General features: G+C 64.7%; 22 protein-coding genes and 1 tRNA gene. 10 read left to right on the forward strand and 13 right to left on the reverse strand.

Annotation, left to right across the window (positions count from 1 at the left end; genetic code table 11):
- Nucleotides 1-167: 167 nt before the first annotated feature.
- From gabD to OH705_RS00270, 3 genes are all read right to left on the reverse strand, one after another.
- Nucleotides 168-1,610, reverse strand: a complete 1,443-nt coding sequence (gene gabD, locus OH705_RS00260) for an NADP-dependent succinate-semialdehyde dehydrogenase (RefSeq protein WP_267300500.1) — start codon at nucleotides 1,608-1,610, stop codon at nucleotides 168-170.
- A 279-nt stretch (nucleotides 1,611-1,889) separates the two neighbouring features.
- Nucleotides 1,890-3,563 (reverse strand): aryl-sulfate sulfotransferase, encoded by a 1,674-nt coding sequence (locus OH705_RS00265; RefSeq protein ID WP_267300501.1) that lies wholly within the window; start codon nucleotides 3,561-3,563, stop codon nucleotides 1,890-1,892.
- A 17-nt stretch (nucleotides 3,564-3,580) separates the two neighbouring features.
- On the reverse strand, nucleotides 3,581-5,914 hold the full coding sequence (locus OH705_RS00270; RefSeq protein WP_267300502.1) for a TonB-dependent receptor: 2,334 nt from the start codon (nucleotides 5,912-5,914) through the stop codon (nucleotides 3,581-3,583).
- A 192-nt stretch (nucleotides 5,915-6,106) separates the two neighbouring features.
- Here OH705_RS00270 and OH705_RS00275 point away from each other — a divergent pair, with 192 nt between their 5' ends.
- On the forward strand, nucleotides 6,107-7,012 hold the full coding sequence (locus OH705_RS00275; RefSeq protein WP_046853704.1) for a LysR family transcriptional regulator: 906 nt from the start codon (nucleotides 6,107-6,109) through the stop codon (nucleotides 7,010-7,012).
- Nucleotides 7,013-7,044: 32 nt separating this feature from the next.
- Here the strand turns inward: OH705_RS00275 and OH705_RS00280 are convergent, their stop codons facing one another.
- Together OH705_RS00280 and OH705_RS00285 are read right to left on the reverse strand one after the other, a co-directional pair.
- Nucleotides 7,045-7,950, reverse strand: coding sequence for a TauD/TfdA dioxygenase family protein (locus tag OH705_RS00280; RefSeq protein WP_267300503.1), 906 nt, complete (start codon nucleotides 7,948-7,950; stop codon nucleotides 7,045-7,047).
- A gap of 28 nt (nucleotides 7,951-7,978) precedes the next feature.
- Complete coding sequence (locus tag OH705_RS00285) at nucleotides 7,979-9,019, reverse strand: ABC transporter substrate-binding protein (RefSeq protein ID WP_267300504.1); 1,041 nt, start codon at nucleotides 9,017-9,019, stop codon at nucleotides 7,979-7,981.
- Between the two features lie 299 nt (nucleotides 9,020-9,318).
- Between OH705_RS00285 and OH705_RS00290 the strand changes: the two genes are divergently transcribed.
- The 3 genes from OH705_RS00290 (at nucleotide 9,319) to OH705_RS00300 (ending at nucleotide 11,924) form a co-directional block, all read left to right on the forward strand.
- A complete protein-coding gene (locus OH705_RS00290; protein ID WP_267300505.1) occupies nucleotides 9,319-10,902 on the forward strand; it encodes an ABC transporter permease in 1,584 nt (527 codons plus the stop codon).
- The gene (locus OH705_RS00295) at nucleotides 10,899-11,762 is read left to right on the forward strand and encodes an ABC transporter ATP-binding protein (RefSeq protein ID WP_267300506.1); all 864 of its coding nucleotides are present in this window, start codon (nucleotides 10,899-10,901) and stop codon (nucleotides 11,760-11,762) included. Before OH705_RS00290 ends, OH705_RS00295 begins: the two co-directional genes overlap by 4 nt.
- Nucleotides 11,763-11,847: 85 nt before the next feature.
- Nucleotides 11,848-11,924, forward strand: a tRNA-Arg gene (locus OH705_RS00300).
- 92 nt (nucleotides 11,925-12,016) lie between these two features.
- Here the strand turns inward: OH705_RS00300 and OH705_RS00305 are convergent.
- The gene (locus OH705_RS00305) at nucleotides 12,017-13,867 is read right to left on the reverse strand and encodes a DUF3857 domain-containing transglutaminase family protein (RefSeq protein WP_267300507.1); all 1,851 of its coding nucleotides are present in this window, start codon (nucleotides 13,865-13,867) and stop codon (nucleotides 12,017-12,019) included.
- Nucleotides 13,868-14,085: 218 nt separating this feature from the next.
- On the opposite strand from OH705_RS00305, the gene OH705_RS00310 reads away from it, so the two are divergent.
- Both OH705_RS00310 and OH705_RS00315 read left to right on the forward strand, forming a co-directional pair.
- Nucleotides 14,086-15,816, forward strand: coding sequence for a dipeptidase (locus OH705_RS00310; protein ID WP_104444702.1), 1,731 nt, complete (start codon nucleotides 14,086-14,088; stop codon nucleotides 15,814-15,816).
- 146 nt (nucleotides 15,817-15,962) lie between these two features.
- On the forward strand, nucleotides 15,963-16,400 hold the full coding sequence (locus OH705_RS00315) for a CBS domain-containing protein (RefSeq protein WP_023629224.1): 438 nt from the start codon (nucleotides 15,963-15,965) through the stop codon (nucleotides 16,398-16,400).
- A 6-nt stretch (nucleotides 16,401-16,406) separates the two neighbouring features.
- Here the strand turns inward: OH705_RS00315 and OH705_RS00320 are convergent, their stop codons facing one another.
- The 3 genes from OH705_RS00320 to OH705_RS00330 form a co-directional block, all read right to left on the reverse strand.
- Nucleotides 16,407-17,045: a hypothetical protein gene (locus OH705_RS00320; RefSeq protein WP_023629225.1), complete on the reverse strand. Its 639-nt coding sequence runs from the start codon at nucleotides 17,043-17,045 to the stop codon at nucleotides 16,407-16,409.
- Between the two features lie 70 nt (nucleotides 17,046-17,115).
- Nucleotides 17,116-17,358: a DUF2789 domain-containing protein gene (locus OH705_RS00325; RefSeq protein ID WP_023629226.1), complete on the reverse strand. Its 243-nt coding sequence runs from the start codon at nucleotides 17,356-17,358 to the stop codon at nucleotides 17,116-17,118.
- Nucleotides 17,359-17,417: 59 nt separating this feature from the next.
- Entirely contained in the window at nucleotides 17,418-17,876 is a 459-nt protein-coding gene (locus tag OH705_RS00330) for an aminoacyl-tRNA deacylase (RefSeq protein WP_023629227.1), read from the reverse strand.
- 96 nt (nucleotides 17,877-17,972) lie between these two features.
- Here OH705_RS00330 and OH705_RS00335 point away from each other — a divergent pair, with 96 nt between their 5' ends.
- Together OH705_RS00335 and OH705_RS00340 are read left to right on the forward strand one after the other, a co-directional pair.
- Nucleotides 17,973-19,316 carry an NfeD family protein gene (locus OH705_RS00335; protein WP_094010926.1) on the forward strand — a complete coding sequence of 448 codons (1,344 nt, stop codon included), beginning with the start codon at nucleotides 17,973-17,975 and terminating at the stop codon, nucleotides 19,314-19,316.
- A gap of 3 nt (nucleotides 19,317-19,319) precedes the next feature.
- Nucleotides 19,320-20,072, forward strand: coding sequence for a slipin family protein (locus OH705_RS00340; RefSeq protein ID WP_110604125.1), 753 nt, complete (start codon nucleotides 19,320-19,322; stop codon nucleotides 20,070-20,072).
- Between the two features lie 66 nt (nucleotides 20,073-20,138).
- On the opposite strand, the gene OH705_RS00345 is transcribed toward OH705_RS00340, so the two are convergent.
- The 3 genes from OH705_RS00345 to OH705_RS00355 all read right to left on the reverse strand — a co-directional run bounded on the left by OH705_RS00345 (nucleotide 20,139) and on the right by OH705_RS00355 (nucleotide 23,348).
- Nucleotides 20,139-20,771 carry a LysE family transporter gene (locus tag OH705_RS00345; RefSeq protein ID WP_267300516.1) on the reverse strand — a complete coding sequence of 211 codons (633 nt, stop codon included), beginning with the start codon at nucleotides 20,769-20,771 and terminating at the stop codon, nucleotides 20,139-20,141.
- A gap of 79 nt (nucleotides 20,772-20,850) precedes the next feature.
- Nucleotides 20,851-21,438: a mechanosensitive ion channel family protein gene (locus OH705_RS00350; RefSeq protein ID WP_023630588.1), complete on the reverse strand. Its 588-nt coding sequence runs from the start codon at nucleotides 21,436-21,438 to the stop codon at nucleotides 20,851-20,853.
- On the reverse strand, nucleotides 21,438-23,348 hold the full coding sequence (locus OH705_RS00355; protein WP_267300519.1) for an ATP-binding cassette domain-containing protein: 1,911 nt from the start codon (nucleotides 23,346-23,348) through the stop codon (nucleotides 21,438-21,440). Before OH705_RS00355 ends, OH705_RS00350 begins: the two co-directional genes overlap by 1 nt.
- 50 nt (nucleotides 23,349-23,398) lie before the next feature.
- Between OH705_RS00355 and OH705_RS00360 the strand changes: the two genes are divergently transcribed.
- Nucleotides 23,399-23,878, forward strand: coding sequence for a TIGR02444 family protein (locus OH705_RS00360; RefSeq protein WP_263159775.1), 480 nt, complete (start codon nucleotides 23,399-23,401; stop codon nucleotides 23,876-23,878).
- On the opposite strand, the gene OH705_RS00365 is transcribed toward OH705_RS00360, so the two are convergent.
- Nucleotides 23,854-24,936: an AlgP family protein gene (locus tag OH705_RS00365; RefSeq protein ID WP_267300520.1), complete on the reverse strand. Its 1,083-nt coding sequence runs from the start codon at nucleotides 24,934-24,936 to the stop codon at nucleotides 23,854-23,856. The genes OH705_RS00360 and OH705_RS00365 overlap by 25 nt on opposite strands.
- Before the next feature lie 224 nt (nucleotides 24,937-25,160).
- Between OH705_RS00365 and OH705_RS00370 the strand changes: the two genes are divergently transcribed.
- Nucleotides 25,161-25,826: an FKBP-type peptidyl-prolyl cis-trans isomerase gene (locus OH705_RS00370; RefSeq protein WP_267300522.1), complete on the forward strand. Its 666-nt coding sequence runs from the start codon at nucleotides 25,161-25,163 to the stop codon at nucleotides 25,824-25,826.

The raw sequence follows: 25,826 nt of genomic DNA on the forward strand, positions 1-25,826 counted from the left end.
CCGGTTCTGCGGCGCTTTTATTCGGGGGTGGCTGGACGCAGGCGTGCACAGTATTCGTTGATCGACTGTCACGCATGCCCTGGCCACCGGGTACCGCTATGTCAAAAAGGCCAGCGAGACGTCGCTCTCGCGCCCCGCTGGCAGAGGTAAAACCGCTTACCTGGTGATCAGACGCTGATGCACAGGTATTTGATCTCGAGGTAGTCCTCGATACCGTATTTGGAACCTTCGCGGCCCAGGCCCGAGGCCTTGATGCCACCGAACGGCGCGACTTCGTTGGAGATCAGGCCGGTGTTGATGCCGACCATGCCGTATTCCAGGGCCTCGGCAACGCGGAACACGCGGCTCATGTCACGGGCGTAGAAGTACGAGGCCAGGCCGAACTCGGTGTCGTTGGACATGGCGATGACTTCGGCCTCGTCCTTGAAGCGGAACAGCGGCGCCAGCGGGCCGAAGGTCTCTTCCTTGGCGACGGCGGCGGTTTTCGGCACATCGACCAGGATGGTCGGTTCGAAGAAGTTGCCTTCGATGAGCTTGCCACCGGACAGCACCTTGGCGCCTTTGGATACGGCGTCCTCGATGTGCTCCTGGACCTTGGCGACAGCCTTGCCGTCGATCAGCGGGCCAGTGGTGGTGCCTTCCTCCAGGCCGTTACCGATCTTCAGCTTGGCCACGGCGGCTTTGAGCTTCTCGGCGAAGGCGTCGTAGACACCGTCCTGCACGTAGATACGGTTGGCGCAGACGCAGGTCTGGCCGTTGTTGCGGTACTTGGAGATGATCGCGCCCTCGACCGCCTTGTCCAGGTCGGCGTCGTCGAACACGATGAACGGCGCGTTGCCGCCCAGCTCCAGGGAAACTTTCTTGATGTCCTTGGCGCACTCTTCCATCAGCTGGCGACCGATTTCGGTCGAGCCGGTGAACGACAGCTTGCGCACCAGGGAGTTGCCGGTCAGCTCGGAGCCGACTTCGCCGGCGCTGCCGGTAATGACGCTCAGCACGCCAGCCGGGATGCCGGCACGGGTGGCCAGCTCGACCAGGGCCAGGGCGGAGTACGGGGTCTGCGAAGCGGGCTTGAGCACCATGGTGCAACCGGCGGCCAGGGCCGGGCCGGCTTTACGGGTGATCATCGCGGCCGGGAAGTTCCACGGGGTGATGGCGGCGGTGACACCGATCGGCTGCTTGATGACGATCAGGCGCTTGTCCGGCTGGTGGCCAGGGATGACATCACCGTAGACGCGCTTGGCTTCTTCGGCGAACCACTCGATGAACGAGGCGGCATAGGCGATCTCGCCCTTGGCTTCGGCCAGCGGCTTGCCCTGCTCGGTGGTCATCAGGCGAGCCAGGTCTTCCTGGTGCTCGATCATCAGCTCGAACCAGCGGCGCAGCTTGCCGGCACGCTCCTTGGCGGTCAGTGCGCGCCAGGCCGGCAGCGCCTTGTCGGCGGCCTCGATGGCGCGGCGGGTCTCGGCGGCGCCCATCTTTGGCACGCTGCCGATGACTTCACCGGTGGCCGGGTTGGTCACCTTGATGGTCTGACCGCTGTCCGCATCGAGCCATTCACCGTTGATGAAGGCCTGCTGGCGGAACAACTGAGCGTCTTTGAGCTGCATGTCGGCTTCCCTTTACTGCGAATTTTGATTGTTGAAAAGGCGCCCTCGATGCGAGGGCGGCCGTCAGGAATTCGTGCACCAGGGTGTTCGACGCCTGGGTGCCGAGCGTTTGAAATCTCAAACGGAATGCTAAGCGGGCGCTGGGGGGTTGGACAATAGGCTGTTCGAAAAAAAGAACGAGTGGTCGGAATTCAGATCAGTGGAAATGCATCGCGGGGCAAGTCGTATCGGTGCGCCGATGCGACTTGCCCCGCGATAGGGCCTTGGGAGGTTAGTTCATCAGAACGCCTTGTCGAGGTCGATCACCAGCGCCCGGTAGCCCACGCTGCCCGGCTGGCGACTGTGCACTTTCAGCTCCACGATCACCTCCTGGGTGCCGCGACGCACTTCATTGAGCACGCTGGTCGTCAGCTTCTGGGGCGTGAGGAAGTTCACCGAAGCCGAATAGATGAACTGGGTATCGGTATCGGGCCGATACGCCACCACCGAGGTGATCGGGCTGTACCACTCGTCACCGCGCTCCTTGCCGTACTGCCAGAGCTGCTCGACCGTGCCCTTGACCTCGTCGATCTTGTACTCCACCGCCCGGCTGTAGTTGCCCGCCAGTTTGGTCGGGCCGAGGTCCCGACCCCAGCCATTGTCGAACACGGTCAGCGTGCCGTGCCCGGTCAGCCAGGCGGTGTGCTGGGTCCAGGACCACTCGAAGCCCTCGCCCACGGGTTTGAGCACCTTGTCCTGCAGGCGCGCCGGCCAGCCCTGGGGCGCGGCAAGAATCCACTTCACCTGCTTGTCGCGACCGATCTTTACCACGCCCTGGTGTCGTGCTGAAACGATGATGCTGTCGTCATCGGCGTCGTAGTCGATGGCGTTGACGTGGGCCCAGTTGCGTCCGGTACCTACCCCCGGCGTATCGCCGAACGGCAGGTCGCCCTCGGCCAGCTCGTTGGCCAGGCGCTCGTCCTGTTTCTGCACGCCGTCCGGCAGTTGGATCGCCGCCTTGCCCAGGGTTCCCAGCAGCTCGCCGCGATACGGGTCGAGGATCTGGTTCAGGTCCCAGAAGTCCAGCACGTCACCGGCCTCGTTGACCTCGATGATATGGTCGCGGATCGAACGCACGCGCTTGCCGTCAGGGCGGCGGTAGTCGCTGGTGCCGACCCGCAACAGGTAGGTGCCGTTGGGCGTCTCGCGGATCTCGTGGGAGAAGTCGGCGAACTTGTCCGGCAGGTTGCGCTGCCAGATACGCCGGCCAAGCAGGTCGTATTTGGAATAGGTCTGGCCCTGGCCCCAGATCAGCTTGCCGTCGCGGGTCTGGTGGAAGCCCATGGTCCCGCCCAGGCCGTCGCGATGGTTGGAATCGTGGATCTGCTCGATATCGAGGTACCAGCGCACATCGCCGTTGCTGTCGGCGATCCAGTTGTTGCCCACCGAGTCCCACTCGGCAGCGCCGCCCAGGCCGTTCCACTTGAAGGCACGCCCGCCTGGGATCTCGGCCAGCAGATGATTGAACAGGTACAGCCGCTGCTCGAAGCCAGACGCGACCTTGACCGGTTCGACCTCGGGCAGCGCCGCCGTCTGCTTCGCCACCACCGGCAGGCGCACTGCCGGGGCGTAGATTTCGTAACGCTCGCGGATGCGTTCGCCATCGAGCTTGTAGCTCACCTCGATCTGGTTGACGTGATCGGGGTACAGGCCGAACACCGGAATGCCGCCGTAGGTCCACAGCGAGCGGTCGGACACGTCGTAGACAATATCGATACCGCGCTCGCCGCGTCCCAGCACCCGCACATGGGCGGCGCTCAGGGTGCGCCCGCCATCACGGATGATCGCGGTCAACGGCGCCAGACGGTATGGATTGACCACCACGTCGCCGAGCAGGGCTTCGTCGCGGTCGGGCACCTTGGCGGTGAGGCAGGCGCCTTCAGGCAGGTCGTGGGGTTGGGTCTTGGCGTTCATGGCAAAGCTCCTTGTGCTCAGAAGTCGTAACGGGCGGTGGCGCCCACGGTGCGCGGCGTGCCCAGCACGCCGGCATAGCCGCCGTTGGCGGAGTTCCACAGGCTGGTGAAGTAGGTCTTGTCGCCGGCGTTCTTCACCCACAGCGACAGGTCGAGCACGCCGTCGCCCTGGTCCAGGCGCACGCCGGTGGACAGGTTGACGATGGCGTAGCTGGGGATCTGGCCGTAGTCGGAGTCGTCGATGGTGCCGACGGCCCTGGAGCGGAAGGCGTAGCTGGCGGTCACGTAGGGCTCGATACGCTCGGTCAGCTGCCACTTGTACTGGCCGTTGAGGTTGGCGATGTACTTGGAGGCGCCGACCACCTGGTGGCCGGACAGATCGCAAGTGGCGGCGGCATTGGCCAGGCTCACCTCCGGCGGGCACGGTGCGTCGTCGTAATCGGTGTAGCGCACGTCGTTCCACGAACCATTGAAATTCACGGTCAGCCCGCGGACCGGCAGGGCCGTGGCCTCGAACTCCAGGCCCCGCGAGCGCACGCTACCGGCGTTGGCCAGGTACTGCACGCGGTTGGCCTCGTCATAGACGTTGGCCTGGTAGCCGTGCACTTCGGTCCAGAACAGGTTGGTGTTGAGCTGCAGGCGGTTGTCCAGCAGCGTGCTCTTGATGCCGAGTTCGGCGTTGTTGGCGCGTTCGGTACCCACCAGCAGCGAGTCTGTGCCCAGCCTTGGCGCGGCGCCGACGGTGAGGTTGACGCCACCGGACTTCTCGCCGTGGGACAGGCTGGCATAGCCCAGCACCGCGTCGCTGAAGCGGTAGCTCAGGCTGAGCAGCCCGGAAGGGGCGAAGCTGTACTGGTTGAGGTCACCCGAATCGTAGGCGCCCACCCGGCCCTGGCGAGCCGCGGCCGCCGCACCGGTAACGGCAGCGCCGCCGGACGGCGCGTCGCGGGTCACCCAGGCGCTTTTCTCCTCGTAGGTGCCACGCACCCCGGCGGTGAAATCCAGGCGCTTGGTCAGGTGCCAGGTGCCCTGGGCGAACAACGCGTAGCTGTCGGTATCGATGTGGCCGTTGCCGATTGTGGTGACGTTGGCCAGGGCGCCAGCCGGGGTCAGGTTCCAGATGTCGGCTTGCGGTCCGTTGTAGGTGAACGATTTGTTATCCAGGTCCTGCTTGAAGTAGTAGGCCCCGAGTACATAGTCGAAGAATCCTCCGGTGGGCGAAGCCAGGCGGATTTCCTGGGAATACTGCTTGTCCCGCACCGAAACCCCGGCGCTGTGGAACACCGGCACGTTGAGGCCGTCGTCGTTGCGCGGCGTGAAGTCCCACCAGCGGTAGGCGGTGATCGAGGTGAGGGTGAAGTCGTTGGGCAGGGTCCAGTTGGCTTCCACCGAAGTACCACCCTGGAACACCTTGACCATCTGGTCGGCGTCGAAGTTGACCTTGCGATCCTTGCCCGACACCAGGGTCGCGCCAGCCTGGGCGGCCAGGCTCTCGTAGCGGTTCACGCCATTGATGGTCGGCCCGGTGCTGTACAGGCTGAGGATGCCGTTGTCGGAGTTCTCTTCGTTGTATTCGCCGATCCAGCGCAGATTGAAGGTTTCGCTGGGCTTGAACAGCAACTGGGTGCGGAAGCCCTGGCGCTTGCCGCCGTTGAGATCGTGGCCGTTGTAGACGTTCTTCACATAGCCGTCGTCCTCGGTGTGATAAGCGCTGATGCGCCCGGCGAGCGTGTCGGTCAACGGGCCGGAGAAACTGCCCTGGGTCTGCCAGTAGCCATCCTCGCCCAGCGATGACTGCACGCTGCCCTCCTGGTGGAAGGTTGGCTTGCGCGTGGTGATGTTGAGCACCCCGGCAGTGGTGTTCTTGCCGAACAGCGTCCCCTGCGGGCCACGCAGCACTTCCAGTTGCTCGACATCGAGCAGGTCGAACACCGCCATGCCCGGGCGGCCGAGGTAGACGTTGTCGAGGTAGATCCCGACGCTGCCTTCCAGGCCATCGCTGGCCGGGTTGTTGCCCAGGCCGCGGATGGAGATGCTCGACTGGCGGGCGTGCACATAGGCGACGTTGGTGCTCGGCACCAGTTGCTGCAAATCCTGCACGCGGTAGATGCGCTGGGTCTCGAGGGTTTCGCTGCCCAGCACGCTGATCGGCGTGGGCACGCTCTGTGCGGTCTCTTCGCGTCGCCGGGCATTGACGGTGACCGTGCCGAGCTGGGCTTCCTGCGTCACGGCTGGGGAGGCGTTGGGCTCATCGGCGAAGCTGCTGCCGGAAGCGGCCAGCAAGACTCCAGCCGCCAGGGGTTGCAGGGCGAACAACGAGGCGCGCGCGGGCCAACGGGAAAGTCGGGACATGCAGATGCTCCTTGAGGCAAGGGCCCAGGCGAGCATTTCCGTTGGCGGAACCGAATCGCGGTCAGGCTGGCTTATATTCTTTTAAGAGATATAAATATTTGTAATTCATATTTTGTGGAATAAGAGACTCCCTTTATAAGGTTCCCAACCCTTCCCAGCAATTGCATTCCACCGAAAGTTTCCATGTAGAAAATGCATATCGACCTGCGCCAGCTCCGCCACTTCATCGCCCTTGTCGAGCACCGCAGCTTCGTCGCCGCGGCGGCTGCGGTGAACCTTTCGCAATCGGCTTTCAGCCGCAGCATCCAGACGCTGGAGCACAACGTCGGCTGCCGCCTGGTCGACCGCGCCAGCAAGGAACTGGCGCCGACCCGCCAGGGCCTGCTGGTGCTGGAACATTCGCGGCGCCTGGTGCATGGGGCGCACAACCTGGTCAACGAGATCAACCAGTTCAACGGCGCCACCACCGGCGTGGTGCGCTTTGGTTCGGGGCCGGCGCCCGCCGGCGGGCTGGTGCCGCGGGCGGTTGCACGCTTCGTCGCCGAGTACCCGGCAGCGCGCACCTGCTTCCAGGTGGACAATTGGCAGGCCTTGAACCGCCGGCTGATCGCCGAGGAGATCGAGTTCTTCGTCGCCGACACCCGCCAGTTCGAAGCCGACCCGGATTACCAGGTGCACAAGCTCACCCCACAACGCTGGCATTTCTGCTGCCGCGCCGGGCATCCGCTGACCGAGCGTGGCGAAGTGCGGGCGCAGGACCTGTTCGACTATCCGCTGGCGACCACCTTCCGCCCGCCGAATATCCGCAAGATCCTCAGCGACCTCAGTGGGCGCCAGGACTTCCTGCCCAGCGTGGAATGCGAGCATGGCTATGCGCTGCTCAATGTGGTGCTGCACTCGGACACCATCGGCATTGCCTGCAGCGCAAACCTGCGGCCGTATGAAGGTCTGGTGGCGCTCAAGCTGGCAGACCTGGCGCCGGAACAGGAGGAGGCGTTCTACACCCGCTATGGGGTGGTGAGCCGGGTGGGGTATGGCTTGTCGGCGCTGGCGCAGGGATTGGTGAGGCAGTTGGTGGCCTGTGACGCCGAGTTGTAGCGAACAGGGGCCGCTTTGCGGCCCCAGCGGTTTCAGCCCTTGCGCGTGGTCCGGCTCAGTTGCCCATCCACCCCCACCGGCACCTCGCCAGCCAGGGTCACGCGGCGCACGATGCGCGGCTGCGTACCGTAGTCATCCACCGCATAGTGCTGGGTTGCGCGGTTGTCCCAGATCGCCACGTCCCCGGCCTGCCAGCGCCAGCGCACGGTGTTTTCCAGGCGTGTCACATGCCCCTGCAGTACCGCGAACAGATGCTGTGAGTCGGCCAGCGAATAGCCCTTGATGCGTTTGACGAAATGCCCCAGTTGCAGCACGCGCTCGCCACTGACCGGATGCACGCGCACCACCGGGTGCTCGGTCTCGTACACCGTCGAAGTGAACACCTTGCGGTAGCGCTCCAGCTTGGCCGGATCGACATCCGGTTTCACGCTGGCGTAGTCGTACTCGTTGCTGTGCACCGCCCACAGCTGGTCGGCCAGGGCACGCAGCGGTTCGGGCAGTTCCTGGTAGGCCGCAGCGGTGTTGGCCCACACCGTGTCGCCACCGGAGGCCGGGGCCACCACGCTGCGCAGGATCGAGGCCTTGGGGTAGGCATCGACGAAGGTCACGTCGGTGTGCCAGGAGTTGGCCCGCTGCCCCTCGGCGCCATCGAGCTGAAGTAGGTAGCTGGTGCCGTCGACCACGGGCACCGTGGGGTGGGCGATCGGCTCTCCCAGCAGTTGGGCGAAGGCCTCCTGGCCGACGTCATCGAGGTGATCCTGGCCACGGAAGAAGATCACCTTGTGCTGCACCAGCGCCGCCTGGATGGCGTCGATAGTGGCCGGATCAAGGTCGGCGGACAGCTTGATGCCGCGAATCTCGGCGCCGATGCGCCCGGCAACGGGGTGGATATCGAGTTCGAAGGTTTGCGGCGCGGTGGCCAGTGCGGCGTTGCTCATGGTCGTGCTCCTCAGGGTTGTTGTCAGGTCAGCGGGCGGCCTGGACGGCCTGGTCCTGTTGCAGGGCGTGATCGATGAAGCGTGGTTCGACCCAGTCGGATACCTGGAAGCCACGGCGGATCAGGCGCTCCTTGGCGGCCAGGTCGACGCCCTGTTGCAGCAGGCCGACGAAGCCAGCGTCCAGGCGTGGGTCGAAGTACTCGGCAAGGTTTTCCTCGGCCAGGTCGTCGCGCAGGATCGACTTCGGCCAGTTGGCGGTATTGGCCACGAGGTCCACATAGGCCTCGCGGTTACGCTCGTCGCGCAGCCATTTCGCCGCCTGTTCCTGGGCATTGACCAGGCGCTGCACCAGGTCAGGGTGCTGGCGAATGAACTCGCCGGTGCCGAGCAACACCGCTTGAGTACTGCCGGCCCCTTGCAGGTTGCGTGAGTTGACCGGCAACTCGACCAGGCCCCGCTCGCGCAGCGACAGCAGGTTGGACAGGCCCCAGGTGGCGTCGATCTGCTTGGCGGCCAGGGCGGCATTGGCGGCGTTGAAGTCCAGGTTGATGACTTTCAGCTCACGCTCGGACAGCCCCTGGCTGGCCAGGGCACTGGCGAACGACAGCTGGTTGGCAGTGCCGCGGAACACTGCCACGCGCTTGCCCTTGAGATCCTGCAGGCTGTGGATGCCCGAGCCCGGCGCCACGCCGAGGTAGCTCTTCACACCGCGCACCCCTGCCGACAACACGCGGGTGTCGAGGCCGCTGGCCTTGCCGATGATCGCGGCCAGGTCGCCCAGGTAGGCGAAGTCCGCCTGGCCGTTGGCCAGGGCTTCGTTGACCACGGGACCTGCGCCCTTGAAGAAGCGCCAGTCGATGCGGATGCCGTCCTTGGCAAACTCTTTCTCCAGCAGTTGCTGGTCGCGCAGCACATCCACCACGCCGCCGGCACTGGGCTTGCTGCCGGCGCTGAGGTCGGGCACGGCGATACGGATCACATCCGGCTGGGCGGCATGGGCTGCCACGGGCACGGCACTCAACAAGGCGGCGAGCAACGGGCTGAGCAGGTGGCGGAAGGTGGTTTTCATGGCAAGGCTCCTTGGCAGGCTGCCACCGGCGATGGCCGGCGCTATGGGCCAGAAGCTAGGCAGGTCCGGTTAGAACCTACAAAGATCAAAACTTCATTTTTTAGTAACCATAAGACATAACCCAGGCGCCATGCGGGCCTGCAACGAGCTTGCAGGAAACGCATGGAAAATATGAGGAAAACGCAACGGGGCGGGGCTTTCGCATGCACCAGTCACATGCTCTTATCTCTTGAAGGCAATTTATGTGAATTTTTAATTCCATAAACGAATAAACAAGGAACGGTTTGGGAGATGCCCCAATGAGCGAAGTCTTGAGCGCAAGTCCGCGGCGCCTGTGGAGGCCGCTACGCGGCCCTTTTGCGACGCAAGGCCGCGCCTACCTGCCGTGGATCGTGCCGTTGGCGGTGGCGGCCTTGTGGGTCGTCGCCAGCCGTGAGCACTGGATGAGCGAACAGATCCTGCCCGCCCTCGCGCTGGTCTGGCAGAGTGCGCTGGAGTTCGGCTCCGGCGAACTCTGGGGCCACCTGTGGATAAGTCTGCAGCGCCTGATCTGGGGGCTGCTGGCAGGAATCGCCAGCGGCCTGCTGTTGGGCACCTGGCTGGGCGGATCGCGACGGGCGCAGACTCTGGTGCTGCCCACCTTCGTCGCCCTGGCGCAAATCCCGACCTTGGCCTGGATCCCGCTGTTCATGCTGTTCTTCGGCATCGGCGAGCTACTCAAGCTGGTGGTGCTGGTCAAGGCGGTGGTGGTGCCGGTCACGCTGCACACCCTGGTCGGCGTGCGCGACGCCCAGCCCAAGCTGCGCGAGGCCGCCGCCGTCCTGCGCCTGCCCCCTCACCTGCTGTTCCTGCGCCTGTTGCTGCCCGCCGCGCTGCCGGCGTTTCTCGCCGGTGTGCGGCTGGCCCTGGCCACTGGCTGGACCTCGCTGCTGGCTGTGGAACTGCTGGCCTCCAGCGAAGGCATCGGCTACCTGATGGTCTGGGGGCGGCAGTTGTTCATGCTCGACCTGGTGTTCCTCTGCATTCTGCTGATCGGCCTGGTCGGCGCACTGATGGATCGCGGCTTCTCGCGCCTGGAACGCAGCCTGTTGCACTGGCCGCAGCCGGCCACTGGCGAGCAGTTGCGCGGCCAGGTGCCACGCGGCTGGCAAAGCCTGCTGCTGCCTGCGGGGCTGTTGCTGCTGTGGCAGGCCGCCAACAGCCTTGGCTGGGTCGATGCCAACATCCTCTCCTCTCCGCTGGATGTGCTGCGCAGCCTGTACGCAGGCCTGCTCGACGGTTCGTTACCCGAGGCCCTGCGCCTGAGCCTGCAACGCACCCTGGCCGGTCTGTTGATCGGCGGTGGCGCGGGGTTCGCCCTGGGCCTGCTGCTGGGCCTGTCAGCCAACGCCGAGCGCCTGCTCGGCCCAAGCCTGTCGGCGTTGCGCCAGGTGGCGCTGTTCGCCTGGGTGCCGCTGCTGACTGCCTGGTTCGGCCTGGGTGAAGGCGCCAAGCTGGTGTTCGTCGCGCTGGCGGCGTTCTTCCCGCTGCTGATCGCCACCCAACGCGGCATCGCCAGCCTCCCGCCACAGCTGGGCGAGGCGGCGCAGGCCCTGCGCCTGGACCTGCCGCACCGGCTGCGTCTGCTGGTGTTGCCCGGCGCCGCGCCGGCGATCTTCGCCGGGCTGCGCCTGGCGCTGATCTACGCCTGGCTCGGCACCATCGGCGCCGAGTACTTCATGCCTTCGGACGGCGGCATCGCCAGCCTGATGATCGGCGCCCAGCAATTGTTCCGCATGGACCAGGTGATGGCCGCCATGGTCCTGATCGGCCTGGTCGGCGCCCTGCTCGGCCACCTCGGCCAACGCCTCGAATCGCGCGCCACGCGCTGGAGATCCGCATGAATGCCTTCATCACCCCGGCCCTGCACGCGGCCAACCAAGCTGATGCCACACCGCCGCTGGTCAGCTTCGAGAAAGTCGGCAAGACCTTCAGCGTCGACGGCCAGCCGTTCGAAGCCATTCGCGACTTTGACCTGTCGATCGAACAGGGCGAATTCATCGCCATCGTCGGTTCGTCGGGCTGCGGCAAATCCACCCTGCTGCGCCTGCTGGTGGGCCTGGACAACGACTACAGCGGCCAGATCCGCGTCGATGGCCAGCCAGTCAACGGCATCGGCGCTGAACGCGGCATCGTGTTCCAGGAGCACCGCCTGTTTCCCTGGCTGACGGTGGCGCAGAACATCGGCCTGGGCCTGGTCAACGAGACACTCACTCAAGGCGAGCGTGCCCGGCGGATTCACGAGTACGTGCAACTGGTGGGGCTAGTCGGTTTCGAATCGGCCTATCCGCACCAACTATCCGGCGGCATGGCCCAGCGCGTGGCCATCGCCCGGGGGCTGGTGGCCAGCCCGCGCATTCTGCTGCTGGACGAACCCTTCGGCGCCCTCGACGCTTTGACCCGCCAACAGCTGCAGAATGAACTGCTGGCGATTCGCGAACGCTCGGGGATTACCATCCTGCTGGTCACCCACGATGCCGAGGAGGCGACCTACCTGGCCGACCGCGTGGTGGTGCTGGAACCTCGTCCCGGGCGGATCAAGGCCGTAGTGCCGATTGATCTAACGCACCCGCGCCAGCGCACCGGCGTGGGGTTACATGGGTTGCGGGAAAAGGTCCTGCAGCAGATCACCGGGGATGATGGGTATCTCAAGCCGACAGGCCAACGAGTGGAGGGGCTGCGACCGGAGCTGATCGCGCTATGACGGGCGCCCGCTGTCCCTTGGGAAAACACTCCATGGATCAAGGCCATGGACGCCACCGAATCAGATGGGTATCATGCGCCCCGTTGCACTCGTAGCTCAGCTGGATAGAGTACTGCCCTCCGAAGGCAGGGGTCGTGGGTTCGAATCCCGCCGAGTGCGCCATGACATCAACCGCCACCCAGGTGTTTGCACGGTGACGGTAAAAGCAAAGCCCCGCTCAGATCACTCTGGCGGGGCTTTTGCGTTTCCGGGCCTCAGCCCTGCACGATGATCTGGCCTTGCAGGTCCCTGACCATGGTTTCAATTACCGGCTTCATCGTCTTGAACTCTTCAGGCGTGCACACCGCCTTCGGATGCTTGAACTGCATGCGCCGCTCGACCACCACGGCGTTGCCATCGCGAGTGTAACGGGCACTGTAGTCGAAGCTGCCTTCCTTCACGGCAACGGCCTTGGGCGTCGCCAGGACAGTAACTTCGGCAGGGAACTCGAAGCGTGCCTTCTCCACCGCTTCGTTGGAAATGCAGACGAAGCCTTGGGTGCGTTCGTTTTCGGCGGCAAAGCCATAGACCATTTGCGAGATACCGCCGACCAGGCTGCTCAGTGCCGGAAGCCCCACTGGCCCTGGCAGGTTCACCAGGTTCTCGGTATGACCTTCGACCTGGCTGTGGAAGTGCTCCGGCGCCACCGATGGCTGGATCAGGATCTTGCCGCTGCCCCGCTGCCCGTAGGCATTGAGCACCTGCTCGACCATGCGGTCGAGGTCGGCCGGCCTCATCGAGTTGGCGCCATAGCGGTTGACCTCGCTGGACCAACCCTCGATCGTCGAAGCGCCGGTGAAGTCCGCGGCGCCCGTGCCCTTGACCTTGAACAGCATCTCACCGACCTGCTTGCCGAACTGGTAGGCCGGAGTCTTGCCAAACGCGCCCGAGACGGTCAGCAACGTCGTCTTGTCCAGGTCCATCAGCGGCAGGTAGCCGGCGGCCACCGACGGGTCGGTCGAGTCCAGGTACAGGTCCAGGCTCGGTACGTAGGTCAGCACATGGTTGAGCACGCCCAAGGTCGGCACCTTGGGCAGGTGGTAGGCGTTGCCGAGGTTGACCAGGGCAGGCGAGCTTTCGATGGCTGCGGCCTTGAGCAATGCCTCGAGCAGGGCGACATGGTCCTTGCAGTCGCCATAGCGGTTGTCCAGCACGCTCTGCGCCGAATGCGGGACCACCCCGCCGGCACCGACATAGACCGCCACGTAGCGGATGTTCTCACGCACCCAGTCGCTGAGCTTGAGCGTCTTGGCCCGGGCATCGGGCAGGTTAGCCGTCAACTGCTCGGATAGTGCGGCGATGGCTGGTGTCACTTCCACGCCGGCGCGCGCCTGGTAGCTGGCGGCAAGCCCTGCGTAATCCTTGAAGGTCGACACCGCGAGGTACTGGCCGTAGTCCAGGTAGGACACGGCGCTCGCCTCGATCCTGGCCCTGTCGGCGGGCACGAAGTCCCAGCGGTAGACCTTGCGGCCCTTGCCGGCCTTGGGCGAGGACGCCTTGAAGCCACGGGCATCAGCGTACAGCGGCAGATCCGCCGGCAGGTCGTATATCAGCGAGAACTGCCCCACGGGGTGGAAATCCGGGCCGGTGAGGTCCTCGAAGTGGCCGGGGAACAGCGCAGTGTTGCGATGGCGCTTGTAACGCAGCACCAGGCGATCGCCGACGGCCACTTCGGGGAAGATCACCACCTTGACCCGGGAGTCCTGGAACATCGGCGCGTAGGTGGACGCCTGCTCCTGCTGCTCCTTGATCTGCGAGGCATCGACCATCACCTTGCGCCCGTCGGGCTTCTGGGTGAAGGCTTCGTCGACCTCCAGGGTTTCGTACGAGCGGTTGTAGCTCAGCGGCTGCTGGGCCTTGGCCTGGATGGCCCGCTCTTCGTTGATGCGCGAGACCGACTCGACCGCCACCTGGAAGCTGCCGTCGGTCTGCACGGTGAAGGTCTGTACGACCTTTTCCAGGGTGACAGAGTGGTCGGTGCCATCGTCCCGGGCCTGGGCGGGCGTGATGCAGGCAAGGGTGAAGGCCAGCACCCCGGCCAGGGGTGCAAGGTAAGACGTGAACATGAGGATCCTTCTCTCGTAAAACGGGTTATTACAAAAAACGCTAATGATACGCATTTTTGTCATAAAGCTGCAGGCCGCGCCGTAGATGAAAGCTTGCACGTTTGTGCGGAAATACACATTGCCACCTCTCCCGCGCCAGTAGTCATTGGTGATAGCGTGGGCATCTTCCGTTTGCGTAAACGGTCACCCTCCCCCCTTGCAAAGGAATGCGCACACCCATGCCATTTACCAAGCTATCCGCCGCATCGCTCCTGCTGGCCAGCGTGGCCATGTTCTCGATCCCGGCCCAGGCCAACCTCTCCCAGCAGCAGTCCGCCGCCATCATCAAGGCCTACGACGGCAGCGATCCGGCCGACTTCAAGCAGTTCCTCGGCAAGCTGGCCGGCAGTGACCTGGCCAAGGCCGACAAGCTCGACGACACCCTCAAGCTGTACCTGGCCGGCAAGCCGCTGGCTGCCGAGCAGCAGGACGAGATCAACCGCCTGCTGGGCCTGTACACCCGCATCAAGTACGGCAAGGCCGCCAAGGAGACCCTGCGCGAGCTGGTGGAGATCCCGACCGTGCGCAAAGAGGGCGTGCCGCAGCACGAAAACCCGGAGTTCCTCAAGATCGCCGACAAGATCAAGGCCCTGGCCGAGGGCTTCGGCCTGCAGTTCCGCAATATCGACAACCGCGTCTACGAGATCACCCTCGGCGAGGGCAAGGAAGTCATCGGTATCCACGCCCATGCCGACGTGGTGCCGGTGACCCCGGAAAACTGGAAGCTCAAGGACGGCACCAAGCTCGACCCGTTCAAGGTCACCCTGGTGGGCGACCGCATGTACGGCCGCGGCACCGAGGACGACAAGAACGGCATCGTCGTCGCACTCTATGCGCTGAAGGTGGCCAAGGACGAAAAGCTGCCGCTGGCGCGCCAGTTCAAGCTGCTGGTGGACACCACCGAGGAAACCACCGGTGATGCCATCCCCTACTACTTCGAACGCAACGCCACCCCCGACTACAACCTGGCGCTGGACGGCGGCTACCCGGTAGTGATCGCCGAGAAGGGCTATGGCACCGTCATGGCCACCTTCGCCAAGCGTGCCGGTGATGGCAAAGGCGCCGAGGTGATCAACCTCACCGGCGGCCTGGCCACCAACCAGATCCCCGGTAGCTCGGTAGCGACCCTGACCGGCGACAAGCCGGCCGAACTGGCCAAGGCCCTGGAAAAAGCCGGCGCGGCCTACGTCAAGCGCCATGGTGGCGACTTCAGCATCGACGCCAAGGTCGACGGCAAGCAGGTGCTGCTGACCGTGACCGGCGTTTCGGCGCACTCCTCCGAGCCGGAGTCCGGGGTCAACCCGGTGGCGCGCATGCTCGACTTCCTCAATGGCCTGGGCAAGGACGTGCCGCTCAAGCACAACCACATCACCGACGCCGCCCGCTACGCCGCCGACAACTGGGGCCTGGACTACCTGGGCAACAAGCTTGGCGTGGGCTTCAAGGACGACTTCATGGGCCCGCTGACCACCTCGCTGACCTTCGTCGGCCTGGATGACAAGGCGCTGAAGCTGGCGGTGAACCTGCGCATTCCCAAAGGCAAGTCGCTCGACACCCTCAAAGGTGAGATCTCCGGCAAGCTCGACAGCTGGGTTGCCAAGAGCCAGACCAAGGTGGCCTTCGACTACAGCATGGACGAGCCGATGTACCGCAACCCCGAGGGCGAGTGGGTCAAGGCCCTGCTGGCCGTGGCCAGCGAGAACCTGGGCATGAAGCACGAGTACGGCACCTCCGCCGGCGCCACCTCGGTGCACGACCTGCCCAATGGCGTGCAGTTCGGCCTGGCCATGCCGGATGTGAAGTACACCGGGCACAACGACAACGAGTTCAAGACCGTGGAGCAATTCATGCTCGACCTGCAGATCGTCAGCGAGATGGTGGCGCGGATCGGGCAGATGCCGAAGCTTTGATGATTCACCCGGGGCCGCATTGCGGCCCCTTGCCACGATGACGTTTTTCAATCACCTCGATGCCGTTTCCTGCATTGCCGTGCAGAGCGCCGTGCCGGATGCTTTATTTACTCCGACACCGCGCTTTTTCACCCACCGAGGCCCGTATGAAGAACGTCGAACAAATCCTCAAAGCCAAGTCCCAGCATCAGACCGTCTACACCATCAGCCCTGATGACTCGGTGCTGGATGCCTTGAAGCTGCTGGCGGAGAAGAACGTCGGTGCATTACCGGTGATGGAAAACGACCAGGTCGTAGGCATCGTCAGCGAACGCGACTATGCCCGCAAACTGGTGCTCAAGGGGCGCTCATCGGCTGCCACGCCGGTACGGGAAATCATGAGTTCGCCGGTAGTCACCGTTGAGCCCAAGCAGAACCTCGAGTACTGCATGAACCTGATGACCAACCGCCATCTGCGCCACCTGCCCGTAGTGGATAACGGCAAGCTGCTGGGGCTTTTGTCGATTGGCGACCTGGTGAAGGAAACCATCGCCGAGCAGGCCAACCTGATCCTGCAACTCGAGCAGTACATCCGCGGCGAATGAACCCGTCTAGTGGTAAGCGCGCTCCAGCTCGTCCAGTTGATGGTCGAAGCTGCGCAGGCGCGCCGACCAGGTGTACACCAGCACTTCCAGATCGCGATTGAGCACGGCGGTATTGCCGCCGTCGCGCACCGGGGCATCGCACAGGTCCAGCTGGTAGCGCTCGCGGGCCATCGCCGTGGCCACGCTGGACAGGTCGCGGGCATTGGCCAGCCAGTGATGGTGGTGGTCGTGCACCTCGCGGTCGAGCTCCCGGCACTGGCGCTTGAGGGCGTCGAGGCTTTGCTCCAACGGAGTGCCCTTGAGCTCGCCCATCACCTCCTCGAAGGTGCGCCCGGAATGCCAGTAGCTGCCCCAGAAGTAGCGGTCGAACACCGTCTCGACCCGGCGCAGGGCGACCTTGGTGTTCCAGATGGTCAGCAACGTTCGCCCCTGGGCCACCTCACGCTTGTTCAGGTGCAAATGCTGCCAGGCGATCCAGGCCAGGCCGCAGAGCGCCACCGCCGCGGTAACGGCGGCGGCGGCATAGAGAAACTGCACGGCCTGGTTCATCTGGTGGGTGTGCCGGATACCGTAGAAGTAGCCGGCGGTCAGGGTGCCCAGGATCGTCACGGTGCACCAGAATCCTGGTGCGTAGGGATCTTTCATTGCGCCATCCCCTCTTGTTTTACCTGAGCATAGCAACGGCCCGATCACCCATCAGGTGCCGCTCGGCGCTTTATTTGCGGGGGCGACGCAGTGCTTCGTTGAGTTGGTCGAAGGGTACCGCCCAATCGGCGTCCTCTATGATGCTTTCCTTCAAAAAGGTTCTTTGCGCCTCGGTCCAGAACGGTGCGTCCACCAGCTTGATCTCGTTCTTCAACGGCGAATGAGTGGTGATGAACTGGTCGATGCTGGTGGCATCGTCCGCCAGCCCCAGTTGCTTGAACAGGTCGGCGAATGGATGGTTCGGTGCTTCCATGATTCCTCCTCGGGCCGGGCGGGTCGTCCACGACGCCAACCCGGCGTTGGTTGCGAGCATCAGCTCAATTCGCGCACTTCGGCGTGCGGCACCAGCTTCAAGTATTGCTCCATGCTCATGTGGATCAGATGATCGTGGTCACCTGCCTCGAGGTAGACATCGCCCTGGCGGGTAAGACTCCGGTCGAGCAGCATGGGAATGTTGTAGGCGTCGCCCAGGGCCGGGATGGCGCCGCGCTCGCAATCGCCGAACAGGCTCGGCAGGTTGCTCTCGCGGGTCAGTTGCCAGGCGCCGGTCATGCGCACCTCGGTCATGTCCAGATGCCGGTTGGCCGGCAGCACGGCCATGATGAAGTTGCCATGGCGGTCATCGAGCATCACTGACTTGGCGACCCGCTCGGCGGGTACGCCGGCCGTGCGCGCCGACTCCAGGCTGGTGGCCGAATGGGGATGGGGAATGATGTCGTAATCGCAGTTGGCCTGGTCCAGGCGCTGCTGAAGGGTCTTGGCCATACGCATGATGCACCTCCGGTTTTGCCCCCATCCACAAGTTTAGGTCGTGGCTCGACAGCCAAGGCTAAACTTCAAGGACGGGTCCGCATGAGGTGACGACAGGTGATCGCCCAGCGCTGGCGCATGCTGCTGTTGCTGTTGGTCCTCGGCTTCGTGCCGAGTGGCCAAAGCGCGCCTGGCGCAAATGTATGGCTGTTGAGCGTCGATGATGCCATCGGCCCGGCCAGCGCCGACTATCTGCTGCGTGGGCTGGACCAGGGGCAGGCACAAGGCGCGCAACTGGTGGTGATCCGCCTCGATACTCCCGGCGGGCTGGACAGCGCCATGCGCCAAATCATCAAGGCCATTCTCGCCAGCCCCGTGCCGGTGGCCACCTACGTCGCCCCGGGTGGCGCCAGGGCAGCCAGCGCCGGCACTTACATCCTCTACGCCAGCCATATCGCGGCCATGGCCCCGGGGACCAACCTCGGCGCCGCGACGCCAGTGCAGATCGGCGTCCCCGGCAAAGCTGAACAACCCGCCACGAACAGCGAAGAAGGCGCATTGGCACGCAAACAGGTCAATGATGCTGCGGCCTACATCCGTGGCCTGGCCCAACTGCGCGGGCGCAACGCCGACTGGGCGGAGAAGGCCGTGCGCGAGGCCGTCAGCCTGTCGGCCAGCGAAGCGCAGCGCTTGCAGGTAATCGACCTGATCGCCAACGACCTCCCCGACCTGCTGCGACAGCTCGATGGCAAGTCACTGCTCGTCGCAGGCCAGACCGTGCAACTGCGCACCCATGAGGCCAGTGTGACCGAACACCTGCCGGACTGGCGCACCCGCCTGCTCGCAGTGATCACCAACCCCAGCGTGGCGCTGATCCTGATCATGATCGGCGTGTACGGCCTGCTGTTCGAATTCATGAATCCTGGCTCCGGGGTCGGCGGCGTGGTCGGCGGCATCTGCCTGCTGCTGGCGCTGTATGCCCTGCAACTGCTGCCGGTGAGCCATGCCGGGGTGGCGTTGATCCTGCTCGGGGTGGCGTTCATGGTCGCCGAGGCGTTCCTGCCTAGCTTCGGCGTGGTCGGCTTCGGCGGTATCGTCGCCTTCGTCGTCGGTGCGGTGATCCTGATGGACACCGATGCCCCCGGCTTCGGCATTCCGCTGGCGCTGATCATCAGCCTGGCTGTGCTCTCGGCGCTGTTGCTCGGCGGCGTGCTGGGCATGGCGCTGAAAGCGCGCCGGCGCGCCCTGGTCAGCGGCGATGCCGGACTGGTGGGCAGCCTGGTCACGGTGACGCAGGTGCGCACCGACAACCCGTTCTGCGGCTCGGTACAGGCCCAGGGCGAACAGTGGCAGGTGCAGTGTGCGACACCGCTGCAACCTGGCCAGCACGTGCGGGTGACGGCCCGTCATGGCGTGACCCTGGAGGTCAGCGCCACTGCGCCCACGGCGCAAGGAGAGTAGACGATGTTCATGCAATTCGGTTTCAGCGCCGTGCTGGTGCTGCTGGCCATACTGCTGCTGTCGGCGCTGCGCATCCTGCGCGAGTACGAACGCGGTGTGGTGTTCCAGCTCGGGCGCTTCTGGCAGGTCAAGGGCCCGGGCCTGATCATCCTGATTCCGGGGATCCAGCAGATGGTGCGCGTCGACCTGCGCACCGTGGTCCTCGATGTGCCGCCTCAGGACGTGATCACCCGCGACAACGTCTCGGTCAAGGTCAACGCCGTGCTCTACTTCCGCGTGCTCGACCCGCAGAAGGCGATCATCCAGGTCGAGGACTTCCTCGCCGCCACCAGCCAGCTGGCCCAGACCACCTTGCGGGCAGTGCTCGGCAAGCACGAGCTGGACGAACTGTTGGCCGAGCGCGAACAGTTGAACTCGGATATCCGCGAAGTGCTGGACGCGCAGACCGACGCCTGGGGCATCAAGGTGGCCAACGTCGAGATCAAGCACGTCGACCTGAACGAATCGATGGTCCGTGCCATCGCCCGTCAGGCCGAAGCCGAACGAGAACGCCGGGCCAAGGTGATCCATGCCGAAGGCGAGCTGCAGGCGTCGGAGAAACTCATGCAGGCGGCGCAGATGCTGGGCAAGGAGCCGGGGGCGATGCAACTGCGCTACATGCAGACACTGGGATCGATTGCCGGGGACAAGAGCTCAACCATCGTGTTTCCACTGCCGGTGGACTTGCTCAAGGGGCTGGTGGATCGTCAGCGCTGAACCCATTCGCGGGGCCAGGCTGCTCCCACTGAACCGTAGGAGCGGGCTGGCGCCGCGATGACGAACTCAGATGGGCGCACGACGCAGGGTGGCGAGGAATGTCGCCGCGCCAATGAACAGTCCGGCAAAGGTACGGTTCAGGCGCTTCTGCTGCTTCGGCGTGCGCAACAGACGCAGCACCCGCGAAGCCAGGCCGGTGTAACCCGCCATCACCAGCAGGTCGACGCTGATCATGGTCACGGTGATCGCCACATACTGGGGCAGCAACGCCTCGTGCGGGTTGAGGAACTGCGGCAGCACCGCGAGCATGAATACCAGCGCCTTGGGGTTGCTGACGTTGACCAGGAAGCCTCGGAACATCAGGCTCAGCGGCTTGCCGATAGGCCGCACGCCAGACTCGTCGCTCATGTCCATCGGCAAGGCTTGCCATTGCTTGTAGGCGAGGTAGACCAGGTAGGCGACACCGAACCATTTGATGACCTGGAAGGCCGTCGCAGAAGCGGCGAGGATGGCGCCGACACCGGCGGCGATGACGGCGATCTGCACGATCAGGCCCAGTTGCAGCCCCAGGGCGTTACAGTAACCACGCCAGAAACCGTACTGCAGCCCGCTGGACATCGAGGCGATCGCCCCGGCACCCGGCGACAGGCTGATCACCCAGCACGCGGCAAAGAAGGCCAACCACGTTTCCATCGACATCGCACACCTCGCTCGAACATTTGTTACAAAGCGTTAAGCTACGGTGCTGGCGAAAAAATAACCAGTAAATTCTGCGGCTTCAGTCGGTTTCGATCGATTCCGGCTTGACCGCAGTGGTGGCCTCGGCGCCACGCCAACGGCGCACGGCTTTCTGGAAGAACTGGCTGTTGGGCACCTGCACCAAAGCGCCACCCGCTTCCGGCGTTTCCATCAGCGTGGTGTACAGCAGGTTGATGGCGATCACCCGGCCCTTCACTCCCGGTTTGTCGAGGGTGTCGACCAGTTCGACCACATCGCCGATGCGAAACGGCCCGACGGTGAAGATCAGCACCGCGCACAGCAGGTTGGACAGCACGCTCCAGATAGCGAAGAACGCCACCGCCGCCACCGCGACGAAGCCCGACAGCGCGGTCCACAGCACCGTGGCCGATACGCCCAGGCGCTCGAGCACGAACAGCAGCGCGCTGCCCATGATCAGCCAGCGCAAGGCGCCGCGCACCGGCACCATCAGCTCGTGCGGCAACGGGTAGCGTTCGCCCAGGCTTCTCAACCCGCGAGCGACCATGCGCTGCAGGATGAACGCGGCGATCAGGATCAGCAGAATCTGCAACCCCAGCCACATCGAGTCCATCCACTGCCCCGGCAACAGCGAGCGCAGCTCCTCCATCAGGACAGCGCCTCGAGTTCGGCCTGCATGCTTTCGAGGGTCTCAAGGGCCTCCATCCAGGCCTCTTCAAGCTCGCCTTCGCGTTGCTTGAGCTTGGTCTGGCGGGCCAGCAGGTCGCGCAGTTCATCCTTGCGCGCGGCCTCGTACAGGCCACCGTCGCCCAGGGCGGTCTCGACCTCGGCCAAGTCCTTGTGCACCTGGTTGAGCTCGGCCTCCAGCTTGTCGGCCGCCTTCTTGTGCGGCGCCAACTGCTGGCGCAGGGCCGCGGCCGCCTGGCGCTGGGCTTTCTTGTCGGTCTTGTCCGGGTTGGCCGGTGTGCTGCTCACCGGCATGTTGCGCTGACGGAACTCGACCAGCCAGCGGCTGTAGTCTTCCAGGTCGCCATCGAAGGTGTCGACCTTGCCGTCGGCCACCAGCAGGAAGTCGTTGGTGGTGCTCTTGAGCAAGTGACGGTCGTGGGAGACCACCACCACGGCACCCGCGAACTCCTGCAGCGCCATGGTCAGCGCCAGGCGCATCTCGAGGTCCAGGTGGTTGGTCGGTTCGTCGAGCAGCAGCAGGTTCGGCCGCTCCCAGGCGATCAGCGCCAGGGCCAGGCGGGCCTTCTCGCCACCAGAGAAGTTGACCACCGGCTCGTCGACACGATTGCCGTGGAAGTCGAAGCCACCAAGGAAGTCGCGCAGGGTCTGCTCACGCTCGCCCGGTGCGATACGTTGCAGGTGCAGCAACGGGCTGGCCTTGTCGTCCAGCGAGTCGAGCTGATGCTGGGCGAAGTAGCCGACGGCGAGGTTTTCGCCACGCACCAGGCGCCCGGACAATGGCTGCAGCTCACCGGCGAGGTTCTTGATCAGGGTCGACTTGCCCGCACCGTTGGGGCCGAGCAGGCCGATGCGCGCACCCGGCGCCAGCTGCAGCTTGACCTTCTCGAGGATGGCCTTGTCGCCATAGCCCAGGCGGCCTTCGGACAGATCGAGCAGGGGGCTGGAGATCTTCTCCGACTCACGGAAGACGAAGTCGAAAGGCGAGTCGACGTGGGCCGCCGACAACTCCTCCATGCGTTCCAGGGCCTTGATCCGGCTCTGCGCCTGGCGGGCCTTGGTGGCCTGGGCCTTGAAGCGGGCGATGTACTTTTCCATGTGCGCGCGCTGCGCCTGCTGCTTCTCGTAGGCCTGCTGCTGTTGCGCCAGGCGTTCGGCGCGGGTGCGCTCGAAGGCGCTGTAGCCGCCCTTGTAGAGATTGAGCTTGCGCTGTTCGACGTGCAGCACATGGTCGACCACGGCATCGAGGAAGTCGCGGTCGTGGGAGATCAACAGCAGCGTGCCCGGGTAGCCCTTGAGCCAGTCCTCCAGCCAGAGGATGGCGTCGAGATCCAGGTGGTTGGTGGGCTCGTCGAGCAGCAGCAGGTCGGACGGGCACATCAGGGCCTGGGCCAGGTTCAGGCGCATCCGCCAGCCACCTGAGAAATCGCCGACGCGGCGGTCCATCTGCTCGTTGCTGAAGCCGAGGCCGGCCAGCAACTTGCGCGCGCGGGCGTCGGCGGTGTAGCCGTCGGCGCTGTCTAGTTCACTGTGTAGGCGCGCCAGGGCAGTGCCATCGTGGGCCAGTTCGGCGGCGGCCAGTTCAGCCTGGACCTTGCGCAGGCGCACGTCGCCATCGAGGACATAGTCCACGGCGATACGGTCGAGGGTATCGACCTCTTGGCGCATATGAGCGATGCGCCAGTCGCCGGGCAGCTGGCAGTCACCGGCATCGGGCGACAGCTCGCCGCGCAGCAAGGCGAACAGGCTGGATTTGCCGGCACCGTTGGCACCGATCAGGCCGGCCTTGTGGCCGGTGTGCAGGGTCATCTCGGCGCCTTCTAGCAGGCGCTGGGGACCACGCTGTAAAGTGAGGTTCGATAGTCTGATCATGATGGTCGCGGAGTCTACCAGCTTCCCCGATCACTGGCGCGAGTGAAACCATGCACACCGACCTGTGGAATCATGCCCTGGCCCTCTATGCCCGGCCGGGTGTCGAGGCGGCCTGTCTGGCCCTCCAGGAACTGGGCGGCGATGTCTGCCTGCTGCTCTGCGGGACTTGGCTGCAGGCCCGCGGCATAGCCCCTGACGAACAACGGATTGCCACCCTGCAGGCGCTGGCCCGGCCCTGGCAGCGCGACGTCGTGGCGCCGCTACGCTCCCTGCGCCGGCAATGGCGCGAACACGCGCTCGCCGACCCACAACTGAGCGTGATGCGTGAGCAGGTGAAAGCGCTGGAACTGCAGGCTGAACGCACCTTGCTGGAACGCCTGGAAGCGTTGGCGCGTGGGTGGCCGGCGCAAGCGAGCGCGACGCCGGATTGGCTGGCCTGGCTGGTGCCAGGCCTGGCCAGGAACCACGACGCGCTACATCAGCTGCGCGCCGCGGCCCGTGAGCTTCAGGACGCCGAAGTCGGCGACTGAGGCGCAGTGCCGGTGGTCGCAGGCGTAGTCGCGCTGGCCGCAGGCGCCGGGGTGGCGTTGGCGGCCGGAGTGGCTGGCTTGCTTTCGGCCGGTTTGGCTGGCGCTTTGACAGGCGCCGGTTTCGCGGCTGGCTTGGCTGCCGGTTTCACCGCAGACCTGGTTGCTGCTGGCTTGGCCGGGGCCTTGGTGGCGGCGGTCTTCGCAGGTGCCTTGGCGGCAGCCGGTTTGGCCGCAGGCTTGGTGGCAGGTTTTGCGGCGGCAGTCTTCGCAGGTGCCTTGGCGGCAGCCGATTTGGCCGTGGGCTTGGCGGCAGGATTCGCGGCGGCAGTCTTCGCAGGTGCCTTGGCGGCGGCCGGTTTGGCTGCGGGCTTGACGGCAGGTTTCGAAGTGGCGGCCTTCGCAGGTGCCTTGGCGGCAACCGGTTTGGCTGCGGGCTTGGCGGCAGGTTTCGAAGTGGTGGTCTTCGCAGGTGCCTTGGCGGCAACCGGTTTGGCTGCGGGCTTGGCGGCAGGTTTCGCGGCGGCAGCCTTCGCAGGTGCCTTGGCAGTAGCAGGTTTGGCCGCAGGCTTGGCGGCAGGTCTCGCGGCGGCAGCCTTCGCCGGCGCTTTGGTAGCAGCAGGCTTGGCCGCAGGTTTGGCGGCGGCTTTCGGTGCCGTCGTACGCGAGTCCAGAGCCTTGGCGGCCGCCTCGCGCACCTTGCCGACGCCCTGTGCCAGCTTCAGGCTTTCCTGGGCATCACGCTTGAGTTGCTGGATATAAGTGCGGGTCTGAGTCTGGCGATCCTTGAGAGAATCGAGCAAGTCTTCAAGTTCGCCAGCAGCTTTTTGAGCCTTGCCTTGTGCCTTGGCTTTACCGGCCTTGGCGGCATCCTGCAACTTCAGACGAGCATTGTGGAGTTTTTCCTGGGCCTTGCCACGTTGTTTTTCCAACTTGGCCAACAGTTTCTCGGCATCCGCCAGCGCTTGGGAGCAGGCATCTTCCAAATGTTCGAGCAGGCTGCCCGAAAGTTGCTGGAGCAGGTGCAACGGCGTACTTACTGGCTTCTTTTTGGCCGACATGGTTTACCTCCTGGCTGACGAGAGTGCGGCTCATACTATGCTTCTGCTGCTACCGCCGCTAGGGCATGTTGACCGTCTCGGTAGCGCCGCGTTGCATGCCTGGGCAAAGTTGTTGTCTTGCAGCTGGAAACAAGTGTAGTTGCCCATTAGTGCAGTGCCGATATTTACACATCCCTGGCCAACAACGCTGGCATACTTCGCGCTCATTGCCGCAGGAGACCTCCATGCCTCGTTATCTGTTTCTCGGCCTGTGCCTGGTATCGCCGCTCTCCCTGGCCAATGCCGAGGCCGCCCCCGCCAACGACAGCGACCTGGCCTACAGCCTGGGCGCCAGCCTCGGTGAACGGCTGCGTCAGGAAGTACCCGGCCTGCAGCTCGACGCCCTGGTCGACGGGCTGCGCCAGGCCTACCAGGGCGAGCCGCCACGGATTGCCAAGTCACGCATGCAGGCCATCCTTGAACAGCACGAAACCCAAGCCAACGCCGCCGCCGAGCAAGCCCAGGTGGACAAGCTGGTGGAGGCCGAAAAACGCTTTATCGCGGGTGAGCGGGCCAAGACCGGAGTACGTGAGTTGCCCGAGGGTATTCTCTACAGCGAACTGGCCAGCGGCAGCGGTGCGCAGCCCAAGGCCAATGGCCGCGTTCAAGTACGGTATGTGGGCAAGCTTCCGGATGGCACGGTGTTCGACCAGAACCTGCAACCGCAGTGGTTCAAGCTGGACTCGGTGATCGAGGGCTGGCAGGTGGCGCTGCCACGGATGAAAGCGGGAGCAAAATGGCGCCTGGTGATCCCGTCGGCGCAAGCCTACGGCGCCGACGGTGCGGGTGACCTGATCGCACCCTATACCCCACTGGTATTCGAGATCGAACTGCTGGACGTGGCTGACTGA

This window comes from Pseudomonas sp. BJa3 (assembly GCF_026343815.1).
Lineage (GTDB): Bacteria > Pseudomonadota > Gammaproteobacteria > Pseudomonadales > Pseudomonadaceae > Aquipseudomonas > Aquipseudomonas soli.

What these genes read in the sequence shown, in the direction of transcription:
- gabD (WP_267300500.1), bottom strand. Translation starts at nt 1,610, where the DNA reads ATGCAGCTCAAAGACGCTCAGTTGTTCCGCCAGCAGGCCTTCATCAAC.
- OH705_RS00265 (WP_267300501.1), bottom strand. Translation starts at nt 3,563, where the DNA reads ATGAACGCCAAGACCCAACCCCACGACCTGCCTGAAGGCGCCTGCCTC.
- OH705_RS00270 (WP_267300502.1), bottom strand. Translation starts at nt 5,914, where the DNA reads ATGTCCCGACTTTCCCGTTGGCCCGCGCGCGCCTCGTTGTTCGCCCTG.
- OH705_RS00275 (WP_046853704.1), top strand. Translation starts at nt 6,107, where the DNA reads ATGCATATCGACCTGCGCCAGCTCCGCCACTTCATCGCCCTTGTCGAG.
- OH705_RS00280 (WP_267300503.1), bottom strand. Translation starts at nt 7,950, where the DNA reads ATGAGCAACGCCGCACTGGCCACCGCGCCGCAAACCTTCGAACTCGAT.
- OH705_RS00285 (WP_267300504.1), bottom strand. Translation starts at nt 9,019, where the DNA reads ATGAAAACCACCTTCCGCCACCTGCTCAGCCCGTTGCTCGCCGCCTTG.
- OH705_RS00290 (WP_267300505.1), top strand. Translation starts at nt 9,319, where the DNA reads ATGAGCGAAGTCTTGAGCGCAAGTCCGCGGCGCCTGTGGAGGCCGCTA.
- OH705_RS00295 (WP_267300506.1), top strand. Translation starts at nt 10,899, where the DNA reads ATGAATGCCTTCATCACCCCGGCCCTGCACGCGGCCAACCAAGCTGAT.
- OH705_RS00305 (WP_267300507.1), bottom strand. Translation starts at nt 13,867, where the DNA reads ATGTTCACGTCTTACCTTGCACCCCTGGCCGGGGTGCTGGCCTTCACC.
- OH705_RS00310 (WP_104444702.1), top strand. Translation starts at nt 14,086, where the DNA reads ATGCCATTTACCAAGCTATCCGCCGCATCGCTCCTGCTGGCCAGCGTG.
- OH705_RS00315 (WP_023629224.1), top strand. Translation starts at nt 15,963, where the DNA reads ATGAAGAACGTCGAACAAATCCTCAAAGCCAAGTCCCAGCATCAGACC.
- OH705_RS00320 (WP_023629225.1), bottom strand. Translation starts at nt 17,045, where the DNA reads ATGAAAGATCCCTACGCACCAGGATTCTGGTGCACCGTGACGATCCTG.
- OH705_RS00325 (WP_023629226.1), bottom strand. Translation starts at nt 17,358, where the DNA reads ATGGAAGCACCGAACCATCCATTCGCCGACCTGTTCAAGCAACTGGGG.
- OH705_RS00330 (WP_023629227.1), bottom strand. Translation starts at nt 17,876, where the DNA reads ATGCGTATGGCCAAGACCCTTCAGCAGCGCCTGGACCAGGCCAACTGC.
- OH705_RS00340 (WP_110604125.1), top strand. Translation starts at nt 19,320, where the DNA reads ATGTTCATGCAATTCGGTTTCAGCGCCGTGCTGGTGCTGCTGGCCATA.
- OH705_RS00345 (WP_267300516.1), bottom strand. Translation starts at nt 20,771, where the DNA reads ATGTCGATGGAAACGTGGTTGGCCTTCTTTGCCGCGTGCTGGGTGATC.
- OH705_RS00350 (WP_023630588.1), bottom strand. Translation starts at nt 21,438, where the DNA reads ATGGAGGAGCTGCGCTCGCTGTTGCCGGGGCAGTGGATGGACTCGATG.
- OH705_RS00355 (WP_267300519.1), bottom strand. Translation starts at nt 23,348, where the DNA reads ATGATCAGACTATCGAACCTCACTTTACAGCGTGGTCCCCAGCGCCTG.
- OH705_RS00360 (WP_263159775.1), top strand. Translation starts at nt 23,399, where the DNA reads ATGCACACCGACCTGTGGAATCATGCCCTGGCCCTCTATGCCCGGCCG.
- OH705_RS00365 (WP_267300520.1), bottom strand. Translation starts at nt 24,936, where the DNA reads ATGTCGGCCAAAAAGAAGCCAGTAAGTACGCCGTTGCACCTGCTCCAG.
- OH705_RS00370 (WP_267300522.1), top strand. Translation starts at nt 25,161, where the DNA reads ATGCCTCGTTATCTGTTTCTCGGCCTGTGCCTGGTATCGCCGCTCTCC.